The 22,761-nt window shown below is 60.7% G+C and carries 22 protein-coding genes and 1 tRNA gene; 16 read left to right on the forward strand and 7 right to left on the reverse strand.

Features of this window, described 5'->3' with window-relative positions:
* The first annotated feature begins 2 nt into the window (after nt 1-2).
* Genes CRO23_RS15240 through CRO23_RS15255 form a run of 4 tightly spaced genes read left to right on the forward strand, consistent with a single transcriptional unit; the run spans nt 3 to nt 5,237 of the window.
* A complete protein-coding gene (locus tag CRO23_RS15240) occupies nt 3-923 on the forward strand; it encodes a dihydrodipicolinate synthase family protein (protein ID WP_016928251.1) in 921 nt (306 codons plus the stop codon).
* A 54-nt stretch (nt 924-977) separates the two neighbouring features.
* Nucleotides 978-2,594: an aldehyde dehydrogenase (NADP(+)) gene (locus CRO23_RS15245; protein ID WP_097102383.1), complete on the forward strand. Its 1,617-nt coding sequence runs from the start codon at nt 978-980 to the stop codon at nt 2,592-2,594.
* Between the two features lie 44 nt (nt 2,595-2,638).
* On the forward strand, nt 2,639-4,204 hold the full coding sequence (locus CRO23_RS15250) for an APC family permease (protein WP_079449421.1): 1,566 nt from the start codon (nt 2,639-2,641) through the stop codon (nt 4,202-4,204).
* Nucleotides 4,205-4,223: 19 nt separating this feature from the next.
* Nucleotides 4,224-5,237, forward strand: a complete 1,014-nt coding sequence (locus CRO23_RS15255) for an Ldh family oxidoreductase (RefSeq protein WP_028128275.1) — start codon at nt 4,224-4,226, stop codon at nt 5,235-5,237.
* Between the two features lie 45 nt (nt 5,238-5,282).
* Here CRO23_RS15255 and CRO23_RS15260 read toward each other — a convergent pair whose 3' ends face one another.
* The 3 genes from CRO23_RS15260 to CRO23_RS15270 form a co-directional block, all read right to left on the reverse strand.
* The gene (locus tag CRO23_RS15260) at nt 5,283-5,963 is read right to left on the reverse strand and encodes a hypothetical protein (RefSeq protein ID WP_028128011.1); all 681 of its coding nucleotides are present in this window, start codon (nt 5,961-5,963) and stop codon (nt 5,283-5,285) included.
* Between the two features lie 177 nt (nt 5,964-6,140).
* A complete protein-coding gene (locus tag CRO23_RS15265) occupies nt 6,141-6,569 on the reverse strand; it encodes a universal stress protein (RefSeq protein WP_004927993.1) in 429 nt (142 codons plus the stop codon).
* Between the two features lie 180 nt (nt 6,570-6,749).
* Complete coding sequence (locus CRO23_RS15270; protein WP_028128010.1) at nt 6,750-7,466, reverse strand: LuxR family transcriptional regulator; 717 nt, start codon at nt 7,464-7,466, stop codon at nt 6,750-6,752.
* Between the two features lie 335 nt (nt 7,467-7,801).
* Here CRO23_RS15270 and CRO23_RS15275 point away from each other — a divergent pair, with 335 nt between their 5' ends.
* From CRO23_RS15275 to CRO23_RS15305, 7 genes are all read left to right on the forward strand, one after another.
* Nucleotides 7,802-9,331, forward strand: coding sequence for a 3-hydroxyacyl-CoA dehydrogenase NAD-binding domain-containing protein (locus tag CRO23_RS15275; RefSeq protein ID WP_028128009.1), 1,530 nt, complete (start codon nt 7,802-7,804; stop codon nt 9,329-9,331).
* A 9-nt stretch (nt 9,332-9,340) separates the two neighbouring features.
* Entirely contained in the window at nt 9,341-10,552 is a 1,212-nt protein-coding gene (locus CRO23_RS15280; RefSeq protein ID WP_016928258.1) for an acetyl-CoA C-acyltransferase, read from the forward strand.
* 15 nt (nt 10,553-10,567) lie between these two features.
* Nucleotides 10,568-11,779 (forward strand): 5-aminolevulinate synthase, encoded by a 1,212-nt coding sequence (gene hemA / locus CRO23_RS15285; RefSeq protein WP_015377390.1) that lies wholly within the window; start codon nt 10,568-10,570, stop codon nt 11,777-11,779.
* Nucleotides 11,776-12,948, forward strand: a complete 1,173-nt coding sequence (locus CRO23_RS15290; protein WP_097102385.1) for an MFS transporter — start codon at nt 11,776-11,778, stop codon at nt 12,946-12,948. The genes hemA and CRO23_RS15290 overlap by 4 nt, the downstream gene beginning before the upstream one ends.
* Nucleotides 12,941-13,660, forward strand: coding sequence for an enoyl-CoA hydratase-related protein (locus CRO23_RS15295; protein ID WP_016928259.1), 720 nt, complete (start codon nt 12,941-12,943; stop codon nt 13,658-13,660). Before CRO23_RS15290 ends, CRO23_RS15295 begins: the two co-directional genes overlap by 8 nt.
* A gap of 123 nt (nt 13,661-13,783) precedes the next feature.
* Nucleotides 13,784-14,350, forward strand: coding sequence for a GNAT family N-acetyltransferase (locus tag CRO23_RS15300; protein WP_016928260.1), 567 nt, complete (start codon nt 13,784-13,786; stop codon nt 14,348-14,350).
* A complete protein-coding gene (locus CRO23_RS15305) occupies nt 14,334-14,894 on the forward strand; it encodes a hypothetical protein (protein WP_028128008.1) in 561 nt (186 codons plus the stop codon). Before CRO23_RS15300 ends, CRO23_RS15305 begins: the two co-directional genes overlap by 17 nt.
* A gap of 117 nt (nt 14,895-15,011) precedes the next feature.
* Here CRO23_RS15305 and CRO23_RS15310 read toward each other — a convergent pair whose 3' ends face one another.
* Complete coding sequence (locus tag CRO23_RS15310) at nt 15,012-15,314, reverse strand: putative quinol monooxygenase (protein WP_028128007.1); 303 nt, start codon at nt 15,312-15,314, stop codon at nt 15,012-15,014.
* Nucleotides 15,315-15,765: 451 nt separating this feature from the next.
* Between CRO23_RS15310 and CRO23_RS15315 the strand changes: the two genes are divergently transcribed.
* Together CRO23_RS15315 and CRO23_RS15320 are read left to right on the forward strand one after the other, a co-directional pair.
* On the forward strand, nt 15,766-17,004 hold the full coding sequence (locus CRO23_RS15315) for an MFS transporter (RefSeq protein ID WP_250648469.1): 1,239 nt from the start codon (nt 15,766-15,768) through the stop codon (nt 17,002-17,004).
* Between the two features lie 74 nt (nt 17,005-17,078).
* The gene (locus tag CRO23_RS15320; RefSeq protein WP_097102387.1) at nt 17,079-17,588 is read left to right on the forward strand and encodes a DedA family protein; all 510 of its coding nucleotides are present in this window, start codon (nt 17,079-17,081) and stop codon (nt 17,586-17,588) included.
* Between the two features lie 215 nt (nt 17,589-17,803).
* On the opposite strand, the gene CRO23_RS15325 is transcribed toward CRO23_RS15320, so the two are convergent.
* Nucleotides 17,804-17,879 (reverse strand) — tRNA-Lys (locus tag CRO23_RS15325).
* 349 nt (nt 17,880-18,228) lie between these two features.
* Between CRO23_RS15325 and cycA the strand changes: the two genes are divergently transcribed.
* Nucleotides 18,229-19,629, forward strand: a complete 1,401-nt coding sequence (cycA, locus tag CRO23_RS15330; RefSeq protein ID WP_028128006.1) for a D-serine/D-alanine/glycine transporter — start codon at nt 18,229-18,231, stop codon at nt 19,627-19,629.
* A 48-nt stretch (nt 19,630-19,677) separates the two neighbouring features.
* Here cycA and CRO23_RS15335 read toward each other — a convergent pair whose 3' ends face one another.
* Complete coding sequence (locus CRO23_RS15335) at nt 19,678-20,601, reverse strand: DMT family transporter (RefSeq protein WP_016928266.1); 924 nt, start codon at nt 20,599-20,601, stop codon at nt 19,678-19,680.
* A 67-nt stretch (nt 20,602-20,668) separates the two neighbouring features.
* Between CRO23_RS15335 and CRO23_RS15340 the strand changes: the two genes are divergently transcribed.
* The gene (locus CRO23_RS15340) at nt 20,669-21,244 is read left to right on the forward strand and encodes a helix-turn-helix domain-containing protein (RefSeq protein ID WP_015377381.1); all 576 of its coding nucleotides are present in this window, start codon (nt 20,669-20,671) and stop codon (nt 21,242-21,244) included.
* A 117-nt stretch (nt 21,245-21,361) separates the two neighbouring features.
* Nucleotides 21,362-21,832: a helix-turn-helix domain-containing protein gene (locus tag CRO23_RS15345; RefSeq protein WP_097102389.1), complete on the forward strand. Its 471-nt coding sequence runs from the start codon at nt 21,362-21,364 to the stop codon at nt 21,830-21,832.
* Here the strand turns inward: CRO23_RS15345 and CRO23_RS15350 are convergent.
* Entirely contained in the window at nt 21,816-22,739 is a 924-nt protein-coding gene (locus CRO23_RS15350) for a LysR family transcriptional regulator (RefSeq protein ID WP_097102391.1), read from the reverse strand. The two genes, CRO23_RS15345 and CRO23_RS15350, sit on opposite strands and share 17 nt — an antisense overlap.
* Nucleotides 22,740-22,761: the final 22 nt, after the last annotated feature.

The raw sequence follows: 22,761 nt of genomic DNA on the forward strand, positions 1-22,761 counted from the left end.
CGATGAGCCATAAAACCATAAGCTGGAGCGGCGTATTCCCGGCGGTGACGACCCAATTTCGCAACGATTTCTCTCTGGATCTCGACGCCACCCATACGGTGATCAAAAACCTGGTGCGCGACGGCGTCTCCGGCCTGGTGGTGTGCGGCACCGTCGGTGAAAATACTTCGATGACGGTGCAGGAAAAACTGGCGGTGATCGAAGTGGCGAAAGACGCCGCCGACGGTAAAGTGCCGGTGATCGCCGGCATCGCCGAGTTCACCACCGCCTTCGCGCAGAACATGGCGCGTGAAGCGCAAAAGGCTGGCGTCGACGGGATTATGGTGATGCCGGCGCTGGTCTACTCCGCCAAACCGCACGAAACCGCCGCGCACTTCCGCAGCGTCGCTGGCGCGACCGATCTGCCGATAATGGTCTACAACAACCCTCCCATTTACAAAAATGACGTCACGCCCGACATTCTGACCTCGCTGGTCGACTGCGAGAACATCGTGTGCTTCAAAGACTCGTCGGGCGATACCCGCCGCTTTATCGACCTGCGCAATGAAGTCGGCGATCGCTTCGTGCTGTTCGCCGGGTTGGACGATGTGGTGCTGGAAAGCATCGCCGTCGGCGCGCAAGGCTGGATCTCCGGCATGTCCAATGCCTTCCCGCGCGAAGGGGAAACCCTGTTCCGGCTAGCGAAGGAAAAACGCTATGAGGAAGCGTTGGCGCTATACAGCTGGTTTATGCCGCTACTGCACCTCGATGCCCGCCCCGATCTGGTGCAGTGCATCAAACTCTGCGAACAGCGGGTCGGCCGCGGCAGCGCTGTCACTCGCCCTCCACGCCTGGCGCTGCAGGGAGAAACGCTCACCGAGATCAACGCCGTGATCGATAAAGCGCTGGCCACCCGCCCTGCGCTGCCGAACGTCGGCCTGTGACGCCTTCATCGCCCGGCCATGCCGGGCGTCATGCTTTATCTACCGGGGGAAACGATGCCCAACGATCGCTACGCCGCCATCAGCGGCCAACAATTTATCGGCGGCCAGCGCCGCGCCGAAGGGGAAGCGTCGCTGTTTAGCCTGCGCGCCGACGACGGTCAGCCAACCGGCTACCGCTTCCACCAGGCCACGGCGGCAGAAACCGCCGCCGCCGCAGAAGCCGCCGCCGCGGCCTTTGCGCCCTATTCGCAACTCAGTGCAGAACAACGCGCGAACTTTCTCGACGCCATCGCCGAAGAGTTAGACGCATTGGATGATGTTTTCTTCGCCTTCGCCATGCAGGAAACGGCTTTGCCGCCTGCGCGGTTGAGCGGCGAACGCGCCAGAACCAGCGGCCAGATGCGGCTGTTCGCCACGCTGCTGCGGCGCGGCGACGTCGAGGGGGTGCGCATCGACTGCGCGCTGCCGCAGCGTTCCCCCCTGCCGCGCCCCGATCTGCGTCAATACCGCACGGCGCTCGGCCCGGTGGCGGTATTCGGCGCCAGCAACTTCCCGCTGGCGTTTTCCACCGCGGGCGGTGATACCGCCGCCGCGCTCGCCGCCGGCTGCCCGGTCGTGTTCAAGGCGCACAGCGGCCATATGATCACCGCCGAGCTGACCGCTCAGGCGATCGAGCGCGCTCGGGAACGCACAAGGATGCCCGCCGGCGTCTTCAACATGATCTTCGGCAACCGCGTGGGGGCTGATTTGGTACAACATCCGGCGATTCAGGCAGTGGGATTCACCGGCTCGCTGCAAGGCGGCCGAGCGCTGTTCGATCTGGCAATGCAACGCCCTCAACCTATCCCGGTCTTTGCAGAAATGTCGAGCATCAATCCGGTAGTGATCCTGCCCAAGGCGTTGGCGCGGCGCGGACAGCACATTGCGCAGGAGCTGGTCTCTTCCTTCACACTCGGCTGCGGTCAGTTCTGCACCAAGCCCGGCGTGATCGTCGCGCTGCGCGGCGCCGCCTTGGATCGGTTAACCGAAACGATGAGTGCCCTGGTCAACGCCGCCGAGCCGCAGCCGATGCTGAATGCCGGCACCCTGGAGCACTACCGTCACGGGCTGGCGGCCCTTGATGCCCACCCGGGTATGCGGCGGCTGGCAGGCCGAAGCGAAACGCCCGCTCTTCGGGCGGCGGCGCAGCTTTATCAGGCGGAGGAGGCGCTGTTGCTGCAGGCTGACCCGCTGCTGCAACAGGAGGTCTTCGGCCCGGTCAGCATCCTGGTGGCGGTGGATAATGAAATGCAGCTGCATGCGGCGCTAACGGCATTGCAAGGCCAGTTGACCGCCACGCTGCTGGCGGACGACGACGATCTCGATGTGGCCGCCGGTTTGACGACACTGTTGGCGCGCAAAGCCGGTCGGGTGCTGTTCAACGGGTATCCGACCGGGGTGGAAGTGTGCGACGCCATGGTGCACGGCGGCCCTTACCCGGCGACCAGCGACGCACGCGGCACCTCGGTAGGCACGCTGGCCATCGAGCGTTTCCTGCGGCCGGTCTGTTTGCAAAACACCCCTGCGGCGCTGTTGCCGCCGGCGCTGCAGGACGCCAACCCGCTCAACCTGATGCGACTGGTTAACGGCGTTTACACCCGAGATCCCCTGGTTTCACCTGCCCAACATTAGCTCGGCCGCATCTGCCTGCCACTCAATAACAAAAGGGTAATACCATGACAACCCAAGGCAAATTCAAGAAGCAGCTTACGCTCACCGATCTGACGTTCATCGGTCTGGGCGCCATCTTCGGCTCCGGTTGGCTGTTCGCCGCCAGCCATGTCTCCTCCATCGCCGGCCCGGCCGGCATTTATTCCTGGCTGATCGGCGGCCTGGCGGTGCTGCTGCTCGGCATCGTCTACTGCGAGCTGGGCGCCGCCCTGCCACGCGCCGGCGGCATCATTCGCTATCCGGTATTCTCGCACGGCGAACTGATGGGTTATCTGCTGGGGTTTATCACGCTGATCGCCTTCTCCAGCCTGATCGCCATCGAAGTCGTCGCCGCCCGGCAGTACGCCGCCGCCTGGTTCCCGTTCCTCAGCCAGCCGGGTTCCGGCGATCCAACAGCGATCGGCTGGCTGGTGCAGCTGGCGCTGCTGTGCTTTTTCTTCGCGCTCAACTATTACAGCGTCAAAACCTTCGCCAAATCCAATAACCTGATCAGCGTGCTGAAGTTTCTGGTGCCGCTGTTGGTGATCGTGGTGTTGTTCAGCTTTTTCAAACCGGAAAACCTGCACAGCCAGGGCTTTGCTCCCTTCGGTTCCGCCGGCGTTGAGGCCGCCATTTCCGCCGGCGGCATCATCTTCGCCTACCTCGGCTTGACACCGATCATTTCGGTCGCCAGCGAGGTGCAACGGCCGCAGCGCACCATTCCCATCGCGCTGATCCTGTCAGTAGTGCTGTCCACCATCATCTATGTGCTGCTGCAGATAGCGTTTCTCGGCAGTATCCCCAGCGAGATGCTGAGCGGCGGCTGGGCCGGCATCAGCCAACAGTTCTCCCTGCCGTTCCGCGACATCGCCATCACGCTGGGCATGGGGTGGCTGGCGTTTCTGGTGGTCAGCGACGCGATCGTTTCGCCGAGCGGCACCGGCAATATCTATATGAACGCCACGCCTCGCGTGATCTACGGCTGGGCGCGCGCCGGCACCTTCTTCAAACTGTTCACCCGGGTGGATGGCGAGTCCGGTATTCCCCGCCCGGCGCTGTGGCTGACCTTCGCTCTCTCGGTATTCTGGACGCTGCCGTTCCCATCCTGGGAAAAACTGATCGGCGTGGTATCCGCCGCACTGGTGCTGAGCTACGCCATCGCCCCGGTGACCGCCGCCGGGCTGCGGCGCAATGCGCCCGATATGCCGCGTCCGTTCCGGGTCCGCGGTTTCTGCGTGCTCGGCCCGCTGTCGTTTATCATTTCGGCGCTGATCGTCTTCTGGTCCGGCTGGGATACCGTCTCCTGGCTGCTCGGCTTGCAGATCTTGATGTTCTTCATCTATATCCTGTTCAAGAATCAGGTGCCAACCCACGCCGTTAGCCTCCGACAGCAAATTTGGTCCTCGCTGTGGCTGATCGTCTTCTATGCGCTGGTGATCGGGCTTTCCTACCTCAGCAGCTTCGGCGGCATCGGCGCTATTGCTCATCCATGGGACACCCTCACCATGTCGGTGATTGCGCTGGCGATTTACTACTGGGGCGCCTATACCTGTTTACCCCAGGCCAATTTTATCGGCGATGAAGAAGAATGATCCCAGGGAGGACATCGAAATGACATCCATGCATGTGCTGTCGCTGGAACAGGCTTATCAACTGGCGTTGCGTACGCTGCGCAACAACGGTTTCAATCAGGCGCATGCCGAAGCGGTGGCGCAAAATGTCACTCAGGGCGAACGCGACGGCTGCGCTTCTCACGGGCTGTACCGGCTGTTGGGCTGCGTGCGATCGCTGCGGGCAGGCAAGGTTTCTGCCGATGCGATGCCCAGGTTGCTCGACCAGGCGCCGGCCATCTTGCGTGCCGACGCCGGCGGCGCGTTCTCCCTGCTGGCCTACCGTACCGCCCTGCCGGCCTTTATCGATAAAGTGCGCGCCAACGGCCTCGCCGCGCTGGCGATCAACCGCTGCGTGCATTTCTCCGCGCTGTGGGCCGATATCGAACCGCTGACCGAGCAGGGGTTGGTGGCCTTGGCCTGCACGCCCAGCCACGCCTGGGTGACGCCGGCCGGCGGTTCGCGACCGCTCTTCGGCACCAACCCCATCGCCTTCGGCTGGCCGCGTCCGGATCGGCCGCCATTTTTGTTCGACATGGCCACCAGCGCGGCGGCGCGCGGCGAAATCGAATTACACCGCCGCGCTGGCACCCCGCTGCCTGAAGGCTGGGGCATTGATAAGGCAGGCAATCCGTCCACCGATGCCGCCAGCGTGTTGGAGGGCGCGATGCTGACCTTCGGCGGGCATAAGGGCTCGGCGCTGGCGGCGATGGTTGAATTGCTGGCAGGGCCGCTGATCGGCGATATGACCAGCAAGGAATCGCTGGCCTATGACGATGGCACCGGTTCGTCGCCTTACGGCGGTGAGCTGGTCATCGCGTTGGATCCCGAGCGTTTTCTCGGTGCGGATAAGGCGAAATATTTCGCCGGAGCGGAGGCGATGTTTGCCGATATGCAGGCACAAGGCGCCCGCATCCCCGGCGAACGCCGTTATCGGCAACGGCGCCAGAGCGAGCAATACGGCGTGGAAATCCCCAAGGCGTTGTACGACGACATAGTGGCGCTGTGCGATTAACGCTGGATTAATGCCCCGCGCCGGCAACCCGGCGCGGGGAGAGGCTTATCCAGCCTGAGCCAGGTCGCTGTGCAGGCGTTTGCGCCACACCGGTTTGGTGTCCCAGCGGGCGAAGTGTTTCGCCTCTTTACCCGGCTGCACCTGATGCCACATGCCTTCTTGCCACCGGATCGGTTCCTTTCCTCGCAACGTTGGGCGGGTCTGTTTAATCGTCCGTTGCAAGACGTCTGCTTCTTCCGCAGTAATGGGCGGCGCCTGTCTGGCGGCGTCCAGCGCACGGCTTCCCAGCGGCGCCATCACCTGATACAACACGTTGACCTGCTGCAGCGTCGCTTGCTGATTAGTGCTCATGCCCTTACCCGACCAACCGTCGAAGTTTTCACCGGGATCGTCCCCCTGCGCGCGATACTCATTACCTGGCCCCTCGACGATATTCCATCCTTGCCAGGTCACCAGAGTGTGTAATCCATCGCGATCCTGCAGATTCTTATTTTGGATCTGTTTGAGCACCGCCGCGCGGTTTGGCACACCGATCAGGTTCATAAACTCGTCCAGCGCGTTCCAATGCTGCCCCGCCACCAGCCCATTCCAGACATTACGCAAACAGTTCCAGGGAATGGTGTGATGCCAGGTCAGCGTGATAAGCGGTTTGGTTGACGCATGTTGCCAACGGCTCGGTTCACTGCCCCGATCGCCTCTGATAATCCCATCGACTTCTAATGGCATAGCTGCCCCTCTTCTGGCTGAAATGAAAAATATGCGCAAGGCCGGTGGCCCGGTTGGCATAAAAACGTCAGCTAAAATCGTAGCAGTTCAGACTGGGATGGCAATAAAACGCAAAGCACGCTCTGCAGCCGGCCGGTAACCGCAGAGCGTGCCCGAAAATGGTGAGTTTAAGATGGATTATCTGACCACCATCACCGAAATATTGGCATGGCGAACGATAGCGGCGGCGTTGGACCCCAGCAGATAGGTTTTCACGCTCGGGCGACGCGAACCGATGATGATCAGATCGGCGTCGATCTCTTCCGCCAGTTCCAACACCTGATCGCGTGCAGAACCGAAGCTAACGGTGTAATTGAGGCGATCCAGCGGCAGATCGATTTCCGACATGATTTTCTTCAGTCTATCCACCGCCTTCACCTCCGCCTGATTCTCAAACTCCTTGAGACCGAACGAATAGGCAGTAACAAACGCCGAGGCATCCGGCAGCGCATGGAAGAAATGCACTTTAGCGCCGGACATCTTCGCCAAATATTCCACATGCTTCAGCGCATGCTCGGTCAACAGGTCCTCTTCAATATCGATCGGCACTAAAATAGTCTTGTACATATCACGTCCTTTCTATGTAAACCGGGTGCCAACAGAATACTGCCGCGCACGGGCGCGGTGAATCGCTTTATCACGCTTTTGTGATCGGGGGGTAAATACTGATAAGGATAGTTTTTAATTTAACAAAATATAAACATTACACCGATAACGGATAGGCGCTTAATTATTTATTACTCGAGATTAAATCAGCTGTAAATAAACCGCTTTGGCGGTAGCGGCGGTCTTATTGGCGACAGAAAGTTTTTTAATCGAGTTGCCAATGTGGAAATTGACCGTGCGCTCGCTCACCCCCATCAACAACGCGATCTCTTCCGCCGTTTTTCCTTCGCTGCACCAGCGTAAAATGTCTTTTTCGCGCAGCGTCAGCACATCTTTTATCGCGTCATCATTCACCGATATCAAGGCCTCCCGCAGCGTTTTATGGGCGGTTTGCGCCAGCCAAAGGAAAAAAGTTTCATTTGCCGCACGCACTTGCGGCGTTTGCTCGGGTAGCGCTTTACCGGCAAACGTCAGGATCCCCAACCTGCCATAGCAATCCTTGACCGACTGCGACCAACCGGCGCACAGGCCGAATTGCGCCATACGCCGCCAAAGCGTCGGCCGCTCATGATAAAAGCTTTCGTCCCACTGGAACTGCAGCGTGGAATGGTGAGCACGCTCAATAACCGGATCCTGCAAATACACCCGCTGCCGCCGATAATCTTCGAGATAGTTCGTTGAAATATTCCCTTCGATCAGCATCTTGGGGCTGCTGGCCGGATAACAGGAAAACACGATGTAAGAGAAATAATCAAACCCCAACGCCTCGGCGCAGGGTCCCAGTTGCGTCAGAAAGCATTCGCGATCGGCCAGGCTGCCAATTACCTCCGCCATGAGCCGTTGAGTGCGGGTATCCATAACGCAGGTTCTCCAGATAGCGATGTCGATTTATCGATAGGTCAGGTTCACTATAGAATATCGCCGCCCGGCGCCAGTAGCCGTTTCATATAATAAAAAATACCAACGCTATAACGAAAAAAGCTATTCCCCTTAAAATAAGCCTTTTTATTGCGCCGAACAGGAAAACTACGCGAATAGCATACTCTCCTCGGCACGTAAACCTGTCATTTCTACCGTTAGACAGCCAGGACACCACCAATTACTTTCCAGACAGGCACCCAGTGCCGCCGTAAATCCAAAGAGATAATAAGCATTTGCGAATTTCGCATGGCATACAGTGACGGGGATTTTCTATGGCAGAAAGTAATGCGGCAATTCAATCGGCTGCGATTATCGGCGCGGGAACGATGGGCAGAGGCATCGCTTATCTTTTCGCGCAAAAAGGCATTCGCACGGTGCTTTATAATCGCAACGGCAATACCCTCAATCAGGCTCGCGAATATATCGCGCAAGACCTGAACAAGAAAGTCGAACAGGGCAAGATCGCGCTGCAGGATAAAGGCGCGGTGCTGGCCAATCTGATGTTCACTTCAGTGTTTGAGGCCATCGCCGACAGCGAGCTGGTGATAGAAACCATCGCCGAGCAAGAACAAACCAAACTTGAGGTGCTGGCGGCCATCGCCGCGGTGGTCAAGCCCGACACGCTGATCGCCACCAATACCTCCTCACTGTCGCTTAACAAGCTGGCTACTGCGGTGACGCACAGCGAACGCTTTATCGGTTTGCATTTTTTCAACCCCGCGCCGCTGATGAAGCTGATTGAAATCATTCCGGCCTACTTTACCGCGCACGCCACCACCGAACGCTGCCGCCAACTGGTGGCGGCGTTGGGGAAACACGATGTCGTCTGCCAGGCCACGCCGGGGTTCATCGTCAATCGCATGGCCCGCCCCTACTACCTGGAAGGGTTCCGCCTGTTGGAAGAACACGTGGCGCGCGCGGCGCAGATCGACCGCGCTCTCAAGGCCGGCGGGCGCTTCCGCATGGGGCCGCTCGAGCTGACCGATTTTATCGGCCAAGACATCAACTATCAGGTCAGTCGGCAAATCTGGCAGGACATGCAATACGACCCGCGCTATACCCCCGGTCATCTGCAGCGTTCACTGGTCGATGCCGGTCTGTTGGGGAAAAAGAACGGCCGCTCCTATTTTGCCGCCGAAGAAACCGCCCCGCCGGTGACGGCCGCCAGCAATGCAGACGTCGAGACGCTGCGCGTTTACGGCGAGCACCCTTTTTTTACCCTGTTACAGCAGCGAGCCGCGCTTCAGTGGCCACAGCTGCGCGTGGAACAACGGCCGGCATTACCGGGGCTGGGGTCGGCCGTCCAGATCAATGACGCTTTCACCGTCAGCATCACCGATGGCCGCACGGCGAGCCAACTGGCCGAGCAGACGGCAGCAGATGCCTTTGTGGTCGATGTCGCCCTGAACTACGCCGACACGACGTATCTGGCGGCGGCGCACAGCCGCCACGCCTCTGCGGCCAATAAGGCGCTGTTTTTACGCCTGCTGCACACGGCAATCCCGCAGGTTGAATTTATCAAGGACTCTCCGGCGCTTATCGTCGCCCGCGTCCTCAGCAGCCTGATCAATGAGTCGGTGATCATGGTGGAAAGCGGCGTCTGCAGCCGGGAAGACATCGATGTCGCCGCCGTCGCGGGCGTTAACTACGCCGGCGGCATTTTCGACTGGCTCGGCAAACTGGGGGAGAAAAACGTCAGGACAACACTGAGCAATCTGGCTCAGCTGCTGCACGCGGCGCGCTATGCGCCGCATTACACCCTTCTGCACGCCGCGCAACCGGCGCTGACGACCACGCCTTAAGGATCCATGATGAGCATTAACGATGACGGCGTTTATCTGATCGACGGCACGCGCACGGCGATCGGCGCCTATGGCGGCAGCCTGGCGCATACCCGTCCCGACGACATGGCGGCGACGATCATTCGCGGCCTGCTGCAGCGCCATCCCGCGGCGGAAGCAGATCTGGACGAAGTGGTTCTGGGCTGTGCCAACCAGTCCGGCGAAGACAACCGCAACGTCGCCCGCATGGCGACGCTGCTTTCCGGGTTGGATCCGTCGGTGCCGGCCATCACCCTCAACCGCCTTTGCGCCTCCGGGTTGGATGCGGTGATCTACGCCGCGGCGAAAATCCGCAGCGGCCTCAGCGAACTGATTCTGGCCGGCGGTGTGGAAAGCATGAGCCGCGCGCCCTATGTGCTGAGCAAAGGCGAAACGCCGTTCGACAAGGGGGTAAAGCTGTACGACACCACATTGGGGTGGCGCTTTGTTAACCCGCGGCTGGCGCAGCGCTACGGCAGCGATCCGCTGGGCATCACGGCGGAAAACGTGGCCCAACAGCAGGGTATCTCGCGCGAGGAACAGGATCTGTTCGCGCTGGGCTCGCAGCAAAAAGCCCGCCGGGCGATCGACAGCGGCCGGCTGGCGCGGGAAATCACGCCCGTGGACGTGCCGGCGGATCGTAAAACTACCCGCACATTCGCGCAGGACGAATTCCCCCGGCTCAGCACGCTGCAACAGCTGCAGGCGCTGAAACCGGCGTTCTCCGTCGGCGGTTCGGTCACCGCAGGCAACGCTTCCGGCATCAACGACGGCGCCGCCGCGCTGCTATTAGCCTCCGGCCGCTACGTGAAACGCCAGGGGTGGCAACCGCTGGCGGAGATCGGCGACAGCGCGGCCGCCGGCGTTGAACCGGCGCTGATGGGGCTGGGGCCGATCGCCTCCACCGAGCGCTTGCTGCAGCGCGGCGGCTTCACCTTGAACGATTTCGACATCATCGAGATTAACGAAGCGTTCGCCTCACAGGTTCTGGCGGCGCTGAAACACTGGCGTATCGGCGCCAACGACGCGCGCGTCAATCCGAACGGCGGCGCCATCGCACTCGGTCATCCGCTGGGGATGTCCGGCGCGCGCCTGGTGCTGTCGGCGGCGCTGGAATTACGCGACCAACAGGCGAACAACGCATTGGTGACGATGTGCGTCGGCGTCGGTCAGGGGCTGTCATTAAACCTTAAAGCCGTTTAACACAAGGAACATACGATGAGCGTACTGAACATTCTTGAAGAAAAGCTGGCGGAAACCAAAAAACAGGGGCGTTTTCGCGAGTTCCTCAACCTTGAACGCGGCGTGCAGGACAAACCCTGGGCCACCAGCCACGGCCATCACGGTGAGCGCCGTCTCAACGTCTGGTGCTCGAACGACTATCTGGCGATGAGCCACCACCCCAAAGTGCTGCTGGCCACCACCGATGCGGTTAACCGGGTCGGGCTGGGCACCTGCGGCGCCCGCAGCATTTCCGGCACCTCGGTCTACCACAGCGAGCTGGAAACGCTGCTGGCCAGCGCCTACGGCAAAGAGTCGGCGCTGCTGTTCACCACCGGTTTCGGCGCCAACGACGCCACCTTGTCCACCCTGTGCGACGCCATTCCCGATCTGATCGTGTTCTCCGACGAGCTGAATCACGCCTCGATGATTTACGGGATACGCTACAGCAAGGCGGAGAAAAAAATCTTCCGCCATAACGACGTGGCGCACCTCGCCGAGCTGCTGCAGGCCGCCGATCCGGCGCGGCCAAAGCTGATCGCTTTCGAGTCGCTGTATTCCATGGACGGTGACTTCGCCCCCCTGGCGCAGATCGTGGCGCTGGCGGAGCAGTATCAGGCGCTGACCTATCTCGACGAGATCCACTCCGCCGGCGTCTATGGCGAACGGGGGCTGGGCTACGCCGAACAACTGGGCCTGCTGGATAAAATCACCATTATTCAGGGCGGGTTCGGCAAATCTTACGGTGCGGCGGGCGGCTATATCGCCGCGCCCCGCTCGGTGGTGGAGGCCGTGCGCAGTTGGGCTCCGGCATTCGTCTTCAGCACCTCGTCGCCGGCGCCGGTGGTGGCCGCCGCGCTGGCCAGTTTTAAATACAACCTCGAGCATGACACCCAACGCAAACACCTGCTGGCGATCGTCGATCACCTGAAAACCGGCCTGCGCGCCGCCGGCATCCCGCTGGTGTCGGCAGACAGCCATATCCTGCCGCTGCTGGTCGGCGATCCGCACCGCAACAAACACATCAGTAAAGTGCTGCTCGATGAGCACGATATTTACGTGCAACCGGTCAATGCCCCGACGGTGCCCGCAGGCAGCGAGCGGCTGCGGGTGACGCCGACCTCGGCGCACTCCCATGCCGACGTGGAGACCTTCCTGGCGGCGCTGGGGCGAGTCTGGGCGGCGAACGATCTGCGGAGGGCGGGATGAAGTTAGCGGATTATAACGGCCATCTGATCACGCTCTGTCTGATGGCGACCGGTACCTTCGCCATCGGCACCGACGCCTTTATCGTCGCCGGCGTGCTCAGCGACATTTCCGATACCTTTGCCGTCAGCCCCGCGCAAGCGGGGCAATTGATATCGGTATTCGCGCTGGCTTATATGCTGTTCGCCCCCCTCACCGCCTGGCTGCTGGGCAACGTCAACCGCAAGCATATCCTGCAGTTGGCGCTGGTGCTGTTCATCGCCGGCAACCTGGCCTGCGCCTGGGCCACCAGCTACCTGCAGATCTCGTTCGGCAGAGTGCTGGCGGCATTGGGGGCGGCCTGTTACACGCCGCAGGCCGCCGCCGCCGCGGTGGGGCTGGTGGCGGAAAAACGCCGCGGCCTGGCCATTTCCATCGTCTATGGGGGCATGACGTTGGCTATTGCGCTCGGTATTCCGTTCGGCACCTTTCTCGCCAAACTGATCGGCTGGCGTGAAATCTTCCTGTTCATCGCCCTGCTGGGGGCGATTGCGCTGCTGGGCCTGTCGCTGGCGCTGCGGGCCATTGCGCCTCCGGGCAAGCATTCGCTGAAAGAGCGGCTCGCCCCGCTGAGACAAAAGGCGGTGCTGACCACGCTGCTGATCACCTTTTTTGCCGTTTGCTCGGAACACATCGTCTATAGCTACGTCAGCGTGTTGCTGAAAAACACCCAGTTCGGCCCGCAGGCGATCCTGCCCCTCGCGCTGCTGGTGTTCGGCATTGGCGCGGTGATCGGCAATTTTTCCTCCGGCGCGTTAACCGATGCCCTCGGCAGCAAGTTCGTGCTGCTGTTTTCCGTGGCGATCCAGACGCTGTCCCTGTTTCTGCTGGCCTTCTATGTCACTTCCCCCTGGTGGGTGCTGGCCATCTTTCTGGTCTGGGGCATCACCGGCTGGATGTATCTGGTGCCGATCCAGCATCACCTGTTGTCGCTATCGAAACGCTTTGGCGCGCTGACCGTATCGCTCAACAGCTCGGTACTGTACGCCGGCATCGCGGCGGGCGGCATGCTGGGCGGCCTGGCGCTCTACGCGCTGCCGGCCTATTACCTGCCGCTGTTTTCGCTGCCGCTCGGCGCCATCGCCCTGCTGCTGACGCTGATCTTTTTCCGCGGGGAGGCCAGCGATGAGTGAATCACCGCCGGTGCTTTACGAACGTTATGGCGCGCAGGTTGCGGTCATCACCCTCAATCGGCCGGAGAAAAAAAACGCCATCAACCTGCAGATGGCCGAGCTGATCCGCACTTACCTGCGGCAGGCGGATAACGATGACTCGGTGCGAGCGATCGTCCTGGCTGGTCAACCGGCGGTATTTTCCGCCGGCATGGATATCAACGCCTTTCATCAGGGTGAACTGCCCATCGTCACGCCGGAGGGGTTTGGCGGGCTGATCCATGCACAGATCGCCAAGGTGATCATCGCCGCCGTTGACGGCATCGCGTTCGGGGGCGGATTTGAGCTGGCGCTGGCGTGCGATCTGATCGTCGCCGGCCAGAACGCGCGCTTCAGCTTCCCCGAAACCGGGCTCGGGTTAGTCGCCGCACAAGGCGGGTGCGCGCGCTTGCCGGCGCGTATTTCTCCCTATGTCGCGCTCGACTGGCTGCTGACAGGCAGAACCGTCGGCGCACAGGAGGCGTTGTCACACGGCGCCATTTCTCGCATCAGCGAGGGGGCGGCCCGGGAAGAGGCGCTGCGCATCGCCGAACAGATCGCCGGAAAAGATCTTGCCGCCAGCCAGGCGGTTAAGGCCATTGTGCGCCAGGGGCTGGCACGGCAAGAAGCCCCCTCATTCGATTTTCAACAAGGCCCGGTCGAGCGCCTGCGTCAGGCCGCCGCCCGCCGATAATGCCCCTGCCGGTTCGCCTGAACCGGCATTTCCCGTTTGTCCTCCACCGCTCATTTTACGCAGCCCGCCTCTCGGCGCTGGGCTACACTGCCGGTAGCCCTAATGCGCTGATAAGGAAAAACAATGCGCCACTTGCCTTTGCTGACCCCCAGACTGATCCTGCGCCCGTTCACCGCCGACGATCTGCCGCACTTTACCGCCTACCGCAGCCACCCTGACGTGGCGCGCTATCAAAGCTGGAGCGACTACAGCGTCGCCGAGGCACAGGCCTTTTTCGCACAGCAACGGCGGCTCGAATTCAACCGTGACGACAGCTGGTTTCAACTGGCGGTCGAACGCCGCGAGGACGGCGCGTTGCTCGGCGATATCGCGGTGCATTTCTTCGATGAGGGGCGCCAGGCTGAACTGGGCGTGACCTTCGCGCCCAGCCACCAGCGTCAAGGGCTGGCGCGCGAGGCGCTGAACGCCGTCATCGCTCTGCTGTTCGGGCCGCTGGCGAAGCACCGTATTACTGCGGTGGTGGACGCGCGTAATCTTGCCGCCGCCACGCTGTTCGGCAAACTGGGTTTTCGGCGCGAGGCCTATTGGCGGCAAAACGTGTTTTTCAAAGGCGCATGGGGCGACGAATTCGGTTTCGCCCTGCTGCAAAGTGAATGGCGGGAGAATGCAAGGCATGACGTTGCTGAATAAATACCTTGGGCAATACCAGTTCTCGGAACGGCATGCGATCGCCATCGCCGCGCCGCAGGCGCGGATCCTGACGGCCGTGGCCGCCTACGATCCCAAGCACGATCGTTTCTTCCGCAGCATGATAGCGCTGCGCGAATTGCCTGCGCGGCTGATGCCGCGCCGAACGCCCACCCCGCCGCCGTTTGGCCTGCATAACTTTTGCCTGCTTGAGCAGGATGACAGCGCGTTGGTCTATGGCCTGATCGGCCGCTTTTGGCAGGCTGAATACGGTCTGGAGCAGGTCGCTGACGGGGCGGGCTTTCTGGCCTTCGCTCAGCCCGGCGTCGCCAAACTGGCGCTGGGTTATGTTGTGAGTCCCCCCGAGGGCGGGCGTTGTCGTCTGGTGACGGAAACGCGCATCTTCTGCCCCGACGACGCCAGCCGGCGGCGGTTTACCCCCTATTGGTATGCTATTCGCCTGGTGAGCGGGTTGATACGGCGCCGTATGTTGCGCGCCATTAAAACCGCCAGCGAAAAGCAGGCGGTGAATCATTCACCAGATTGATTAATTTAAGAGCATTCTTAGAGAATGAAAATCATTATCAGCCTATTTTTTAATCACAACAAGATCAAGATAGTGTTGAGAAGCCATTAACCCCGCCCCCTGCGGGGATTTTTTCGCCTATTTATCACCTGTTTCAGGAAATGCCTCCATAAACAGGAAGGTGCAAGGCTTGCGTTGATACTGATTGATCTGCGGCACCAGCCGGGTGAAATGCTCGGTCTGACAATGCACGTCCAGGGCGGCGCGATCCGGCCAGCTTTCGATAAAAATAAAATGCCCGGGATCCTGCTGGTCGATGCACAGTTCATAACTGATGTTCAGCGGCTCTTGACGGGTTTTCTCCACCAGCTCGCGATACCACGGCATAACGGTGTCAATGTGTTCCGGGTGGATAAAATCTTCAGCGATGACCTTCAGCATGTTGCGCTCCTGCATTCTGTTTTGCCGTGCCTCACCTTATCGTCCTCACTCCCGAGATGAAAGCGCCATACTCCAGGTCTATCGCCGGGTTGCCAATTCGGTGATAGCGCACACAGATCTCGATCAAAGCGCTTGAACGCGCCCTGGCCCTGTGTGAACGTCTGATTAACAAAAAAGCAACACACCATTCACCATGGTGATGTCTGCATCAACCTGCCGACCCGATATGCGGCATTTTTTTCACCCTTAAAGGCCTGACCATTAGACCTTTAAGGCTCGCGAAGAAAGTCCGCTGTTACCGTCGTGTTGAGGGCAACGGCGCCAGGACGGTCCTTATGACCGACGCTTGTCATTCTCAGAAGAGAGGTTACCGCCAGTGAATCACGCCACCTATGCCGTTCCTGCGCTCAACGCCGCCATTCGCAAAACCTGGCGCAGACTGGTGCCCTTGATGTTCGCCATGTACTTCATCGCGTTTATCGATAGGGTTAACGTCGGCTTTGCCAAGGACGCGATGGCCATCGATATCGCGCTGTCGCAATCCGCCTTTGCACTGGGCGCCGGAATATTTTTTGCCGCCTATGCGCTGTTTGGCATCCCGGCCAACCTGCTGATGAACCGCTGGGGGGCCAAACGCTGGCTCAGCGCCACCACCGCGCTGTGGGGGGCGCTGTCGGCCTGCACCGGGCTGGTGACCAATGAACAGCAATTTATCGTTCTGCGCTTTCTGCTGGGGATCGCCGAAGCCGGCTTTTACCCCGGCATCCTGCTGCTGGCGTCGATCTATTTTCCCAATAAGGTGCGCGCCTCGGTTATTGGCATTTTCGTGCTTGGCGTGCCGGCGGCCCTGACGCTCGGCTCACCGCTGTCGGGGGCATTGCTGGAGATGCACGGCGTGTTGGGTAAACCCGGTTGGTTCTGGATGTTCGTGCTGGAAGGGCTGCCGGCCGTCGCCCTCGGCGTCTTCGCCTTTTTCTATCTCGACGATAACCCACGGCAGGCCCGCTTTCTGACCGAGGAAGAACGCACGGCGCTGGTGGCACAATTGGCCGATGAACAGCAGCAGACCGAAACCAGCAGCGTCAAAGCGGCGATGAGCAGCGGCACCGTTTGGCATCTGGCGTTGATCTACGGCACCCTGCAGATTGGCGTATACGGCCTGATGTTTTTCCTGCCGTCGCAGGTCGCTTCGCTGATGGGCACCCATCTCGGCTTCAAGGCCTCGCTGGTGGCCGCCATCCCCTGGGCGTTCTCCGCGCTGGGCGTCTATTTCCTGCCGCGCTATGCCGACAGAAACACCGCCAGAAGATTACCGATCGCCGTCGGGTGCATGGTCGCCGCAGCGCTGGGGTTGGTGGTGTCTTCCTATGCCGGCCCTCTGCTCGCCATCGTCGCCCTGAGCTGCTGCGCAGTCAGTTTCCTGGCGGTGCAGCCGATTTTCTGGACGTTTCCCGCTCAGGTGCTCACCGGCCCGGCGCTGGCGGCCGGCATCGGTTTTTGCACCACGCTCGGCGCCGCATTCAGCTTTTTAGCCCCGCTGATCCGCACGGAGGCGGAACAGCGTTTTCACAGCCCGCATGCCGGGCCATTGGTGCTGGCCGCCTTTTCGCTGCTGTGCGCCACGCTGTTGTGGGCGCTCAGAAACCGGCGCGCCGACGTGAGCAAGCAAGACGCGGAGATTGCCGGATAGCGGCGCGTTATTTAACCCTTATTGAACCTGCGGATGGGACACTGGCACTCAGCCCTCTCGCCCGCAGGTGTTAAATGGATGAATTGACGCACATTATCGCCAAATACAGTCCGGAACCGGGGATGTTGCTGCTGCTGATTTTCCTGTTCGCGCTGGGAAAATCCGTGATCGTGGTGTCTTCCGCCCTGCCGCCCGCCTCGGTGACGCTGCTGATGGGCATCGTTGCAGGCAAGCACGCGCTGCCCTTCGGCGCGGTTTGGGCGGCCATCGCCCTCGGCGCCGCGTTGGGCTCGATCCTGTCTTTCCACTGTGGCGCACGGCTGCACGGCCGCGTTCTTGGCCGCCGACTGCCGGCACGCTTTCACGCCCCGCTGCGCAAAGCGCAACGTTCCTTGCAAAAGCGCGGACTACCGCTGCTGTTCGCCTCACGTTTTCTGGCGGTGATGCGTTACACCGTGCCGCTGATGGCCGGCATGCTGCAACTGCCGGCGCGGCGCGTCTATGCCACCGCCGCGCTCTCGGCCGGCGTCTGGGCGCTGCTTTTGATGTCGGCGGCGCATTTATTCCCCCGCTTCATGACCTGAAAGATTCTTGGGCAAATGGCTCTCCCCTGCGCCGACATTGCGCCAGCGCACAGCCTCTCTTGCCGTATAAACTGCAGTGCGACACCGCAGTTTGCGCCAGATCACCTTTCTGAACATCAGTCGAAAAATGCGAATTTTTTTGCAAAAAGCGCGCTTAAAACGGCGCAACGAGGGAACAAGCAGAGAAAAGCCTGAGCGTAACACGCTGATTTGGTTGGTGGGTGGTACAGGGTTCGAACCTGTGCCCCATTGATTAAGCGTCAACTGCTCTACCGACTGAGCTAACGACCCAACGCGGTAAGTTGCCCTCCTCGTCAGTGCTGCTGTCAAACGCTTCCACTCATTACTTTTTCTCATGCGAATTTTACAACCCTTTGTTTAATCAACGAGATAAGCCGCATAAGGTCTGTTAATCCCATCTTTTGAAGAGTAATCTTCCGCTCCCTGAACGTCCGATTTGCCTCCTCCGTGTAAAGATTGATCGACTTTTATCCCACGTATAAATGTTGTAAACATGTTGCACAAAGGTGGCGTTATTGCACTACCTTACTAAAGCCGGATCAACCGGATAAATGTATAAAAAAGAGCCACTTCAGAGCTCACGACTTCACTAATGACAGGTAAAACAGGACATCATCAGATGGTAGATCACTCTAAAATAGCGACTGACGCGACGCCCGCTTCAGAAGATCATCTACGGCGAAACCTCACTAACCGACATATTCAACTGATCGCCATCGGCGGCGCCATCGGCACCGGTCTGTTTATGGGCTCCGGTAAAACCATCAGCCTGGCCGGCCCTTCGATCATCTTCGTGTACATGATCATCGGCTTTATGCTGTTCTTCGTGATGCGCGCCATGGGCGAGCTGCTGCTGTCCAATCTGGAATACAAATCGTTCAGCGATTTCGCCGCGGATCTGCTCGGCCCGTGGGCCGGTTTCTTCACCGGCTGGACCTACTGGTTCTGCTGGGTGGTCACCGGCATCGCCGACGTCGTGGCGATCACCGCCTACGCCCAGTTCTGGTTCCCCGAGCTGTCGCAGTGGATCGCTTCACTGCTGTGCGTGCTGTTGCTGCTCGGCCTTAATCTGGCGACGGTGAAAATGTTCGGCGAAATGGAGTTTTGGTTTGCGATGATTAAAATCGTCGCCATCGTCGGGCTGATTGTCGCCGGGCTGGTGATGATCGCCATGCAGTTCCAGTCGCCGACCGGCACCGTGGCCTCATTCACCCATCTGTGGAATGACGGCGGCATGTTCCCGAAAGGCATCAGCGGCTTCTTCGCCGGCTTCCAGATCGCGGTATTCGCCTTCGTCGGCATTGAGCTGGTGGGCACCACCGCCGCGGAAACCAAGGATCCGGAGAAGTCGCTGCCGCGCGCCATCAACTCGATTCCGATCCGCATCATCATGTTCTACGTGTTCGCCCTGATCGTCATCATGTCGGTAACGCCGTGGAACTCCGTGGTGCCTGACAAGAGCCCGTTCGTTGAGCTGTTCGTGCTGATCGGCCTGCCGGCCGCGGCCAGCGTAATCAACTTCGTGGTGCTGACCTCCGCCGCCTCTTCCGCCAACAGCGGCGTGTTCTCCACCAGCCGCATGCTGTTCGGGCTGGCGCAGGAAGGCGACGCGCCGAAATCGTTCGCTAACCTGTCCAAGCGCGCGGTGCCGGCCAACGGCCTCACCTTCTCCTGCATCTGCCTGCTGGGCGGCGTGGTGTTGATTTACCTGATCCCGAACGTGATGACGGTCTTCACTCTGGTGACCACCGTATCGGCGATTCTGTTCATGTTCGTCTGGACCATCATCCTGTGCTCGTACCTGGTCTACCGTAAACGGCGCCCGGCGCTGCACCAGAAATCGATCTACAAGATGCCTGCCGGCAAACTGATGTGCTGGGTGTGCATGGCGTTCTTCGTGTTCGTGCTGGTGCTGCTGTCGCTGCGCGAAGACACCCGCCAGGCGTTGATCGTCACCCCGCTGTGGTTCATCGTGCTCGGCCTCTCTTACGTGTTCCTGCGCAAGAAGAAAACCGCGTGATGCAAAAAGGGGCGGATCTCTCCGCCCCTTTCTTTTTACGCCTCTGCGCTAATCCGCTTCCGTCGCCACCGCCGCTTTATCCTTGCGCCGCACGCGCAGCTCGCTGACCACCACCCCAATCACGATCAACGCGCCCCCCAATAACGCCACGCCCGGTAAACGCTCACCGGCGAGCCGCCCGACGATGCCCGCCCAGACCGGTTCACCGGCGTAGATCACCGTAGCGCGCGTGGGTGAAACGCTGCGCTGCGCCCAGTTCATGGTCAGTTGAATCAACGCGCTGGCCAGCCCCAGCCCTATGGCGCTGTACAGCAGGTAATCCGAATACGGCGGCGGCGACTCGCCGGTCGGCACCATCATCAAAAACGAGGCCAGCGAGGCGGTCGCCAGCTGTACTATGGTCACGCGGCGGATATTCACCTTGCCGGCGAAAGCGCCGATGAGGATGATCTCTGCCGCCATGCCCAGCGTGCCGGCCAGCGTCAGCATTTCGCCGAGGCTCAGCGTCATGTCGGTGCTGCTCGGCGCCGCCAGCAGCATCAGGCCGGTAAAGGCCAGCAGAATGCCGATCCACGACATGATGCCGGGGAAGCGCCCCAGCACCAGCCATTGCAACAGCGGCACGATCGGCACGTACATGGCGGTGATGAACGCCGATTGGCTGCTGCTAATCGTCTGCAGACCGACAGTTTGCATGCTGTAGCCGAACATGATCGCCAGTCCGATCAGGACGCCCGCCTTCAGTTCATACAGGGTCAGGCCGCGCAGCACGCGCAGCGAAAACAACGTCAACGCCAGCGTGGCGGTGGCGAAACGCAGGCCGACAAAAAAGAACGGCCCGCTGACTTGCATCGCGTGATGCACCGCCAAAAAGGTGCCGCCCCAGATCATCGTGATGAAAATCAACACCGCTTCCGGCAGCCTGATCTGCGGAACCACGGCGGAAATAAAGGATTTTTTTGCTGCTGACACCGGCTTGCCCTTCCTGCTGAGTGCAATATAATGCACAGATCCTGCCAGTATGAGATAAAGTCCGGCGATGAGCAATACGGCGCATAACGCGAAAACCGATCCCCCCAAAGTGCTGCAGTACCTGAGCAGCAATCTGCGCGGCTACCGCCAACAGGCGGGCCTGAGCCAGATGGCGCTGGCCGAGCTTTCCGGCGTCAGCCGCCGCATGCTGGCGGGCATCGAGGCCGGCGATCGCAACGTCAGCCTGGCGGTACTCGACAAGATCGCCGCCGCCCTGGCGATTTCCTTTACCGATCTGATTCAGGCGCCGGAGGCTCGCGGCAGCCATCTGGTGGGCGAGTTGGCCTGGCAAGGCGCACAGCCGGGCAGCCAGGCGCTGTTCGCCGCCAGCGTGCCGGCGCGCCAACGGGCCGAGCTGTGGGAATGGACGCTGATGCCGGGTGAGCGCTATGACTCGGCGCCGGACGCCGAAGGCTGGAGTGAAATGATCTACGTGATTGCCGGCACCCTGACATTGGAACTGGAACAAGGCACGCTGACGCTCAGCGCCGGCGCCGCGCAAACCTTCAACAGCGATCAACGTTACGCTTACGCCAACCACGGCGACCTCCCGCTGCGCTTTATCCGCAACGTCGCCTTCTGACTGCCCGCCGGCCCGCGCCGGCGGCGGATGTCGTGTCGCTGTCGTGCCGCTGTCGTGGCGCCGCCACCCCGCGCCTCCTACACTGGATGACAGTGACAGCGAACTCGGGAGTGCATCATGCAAAAGTACCGCATCAGGCCGTTACGTCTGGAGAAAGGCTGGTCGCAGGAACAGTTGGCGACCATCGCCGGCCTCAGCACCCGCACCGTACAGCGGATTGAAAACGGCGAACAGGCCAGCCTGGAAACCTTGACCGCGATCGCCGCCGCGCTGGGCGTGCAGGTCCGCGATCTCAACGCACAGCCGCAACAGACAATAGAGGAGGAGGCGCCTGACGAACAGCGCCTTCGTCGCCAGGTCGTGGCAGAAGGCAAACTGCTGAGCATGGCGGTGCGTTTCGCCGTGATTGGCGTGATGTTGTTCGCCATCAATTGGTTTACCCACCCGCACTATCTCTGGTCGCTGTGGGCGATCGGCGGCATGAGCCTCGCGCTGGTCATGCGGGCGGTGCGCACTCTGCTGCTGCGCAACGTCTTCAGCCGCTGGCAGGAACAGCGGCTGGCGCAAAAACTCAGGCGTCTGCCGTGAGCGTTAGCCACTCGGCCAGCCGGGCCAAGGCGCTGCCCGGCACGATCGCCTGCGGCGACAGCAGGTAATAGCCGCTGCCGTCGGGCGTAAAACCGAACGGCGCACTCAACAAACCGGCGGCCAGATCGTCTCGCACTTGCAACCACGGGCCGATCGCGATACCAAGACCGGCGACCGCCGCCTGCAGGCTGAAATAGAAATGATCAAAGCGCTGCTCCGAATGCCCTGCCAACGTCATCCCCTGCTGCTGCGCCCAGTGCCGCCAGGCATCCGGCCGGGTGGCAGAATGCAGCAGTTTAGTGCCGGGCCGCAAACTCCGCAGGCTGCCCTCGGCGCTCGTCATCCTTGCCAATGCCTCGGGTTGGCACACCGGCCCAACCTTTTCACTGAACAGCGCCAGGCTATGCACCTGCTTTCCCCAATCGAAGTCATTGCGCCTGATCGCCGCCGTAATGCCGTCATGGAACGAAAACGGCCCGCCACCGGCCACCAGTTGTAAGTTGATATCCGGGTGCGCCTGCTGAAAAGCCGGCAGACGCGGGATCAGCCAACGCATCAATAAGGTCGGTTCGCAGGACAAGACCAGCGGCGCGTCGAGCGCCTGCTGACGCAGTTCCAGCGCGGTATGATCCAGAATGCCGAAGGCCTGCTGCGTCGCCTGAAACAGCTTGCGGCCCGCCGCCGTGAGCAGTACCCGCCGATGGCGGCGCTCAAACAACGCCACGCCCAGTTCCTCTTCCAGCGCCCGTACCGCCCGGCTGACGGCGCCATGCGTCAAATTCAGCCCCAGCGCGGCCTGCGTAAAACTTTCCAATCGCGCGGCGGCCTCGAAGCAGCGCAGCCCGCCCAACGGCAACGGCCTGCCGGTTTTGCGTGAGTTTTTCTCACCGATATTGTCACTATTCATCGTTTGTCACCGAGAAAAATTA

Source organism: Serratia sp. JKS296 (assembly GCF_900215445.1).
Lineage (GTDB): Bacteria > Pseudomonadota > Gammaproteobacteria > Enterobacterales > Enterobacteriaceae > Serratia > Serratia marcescens.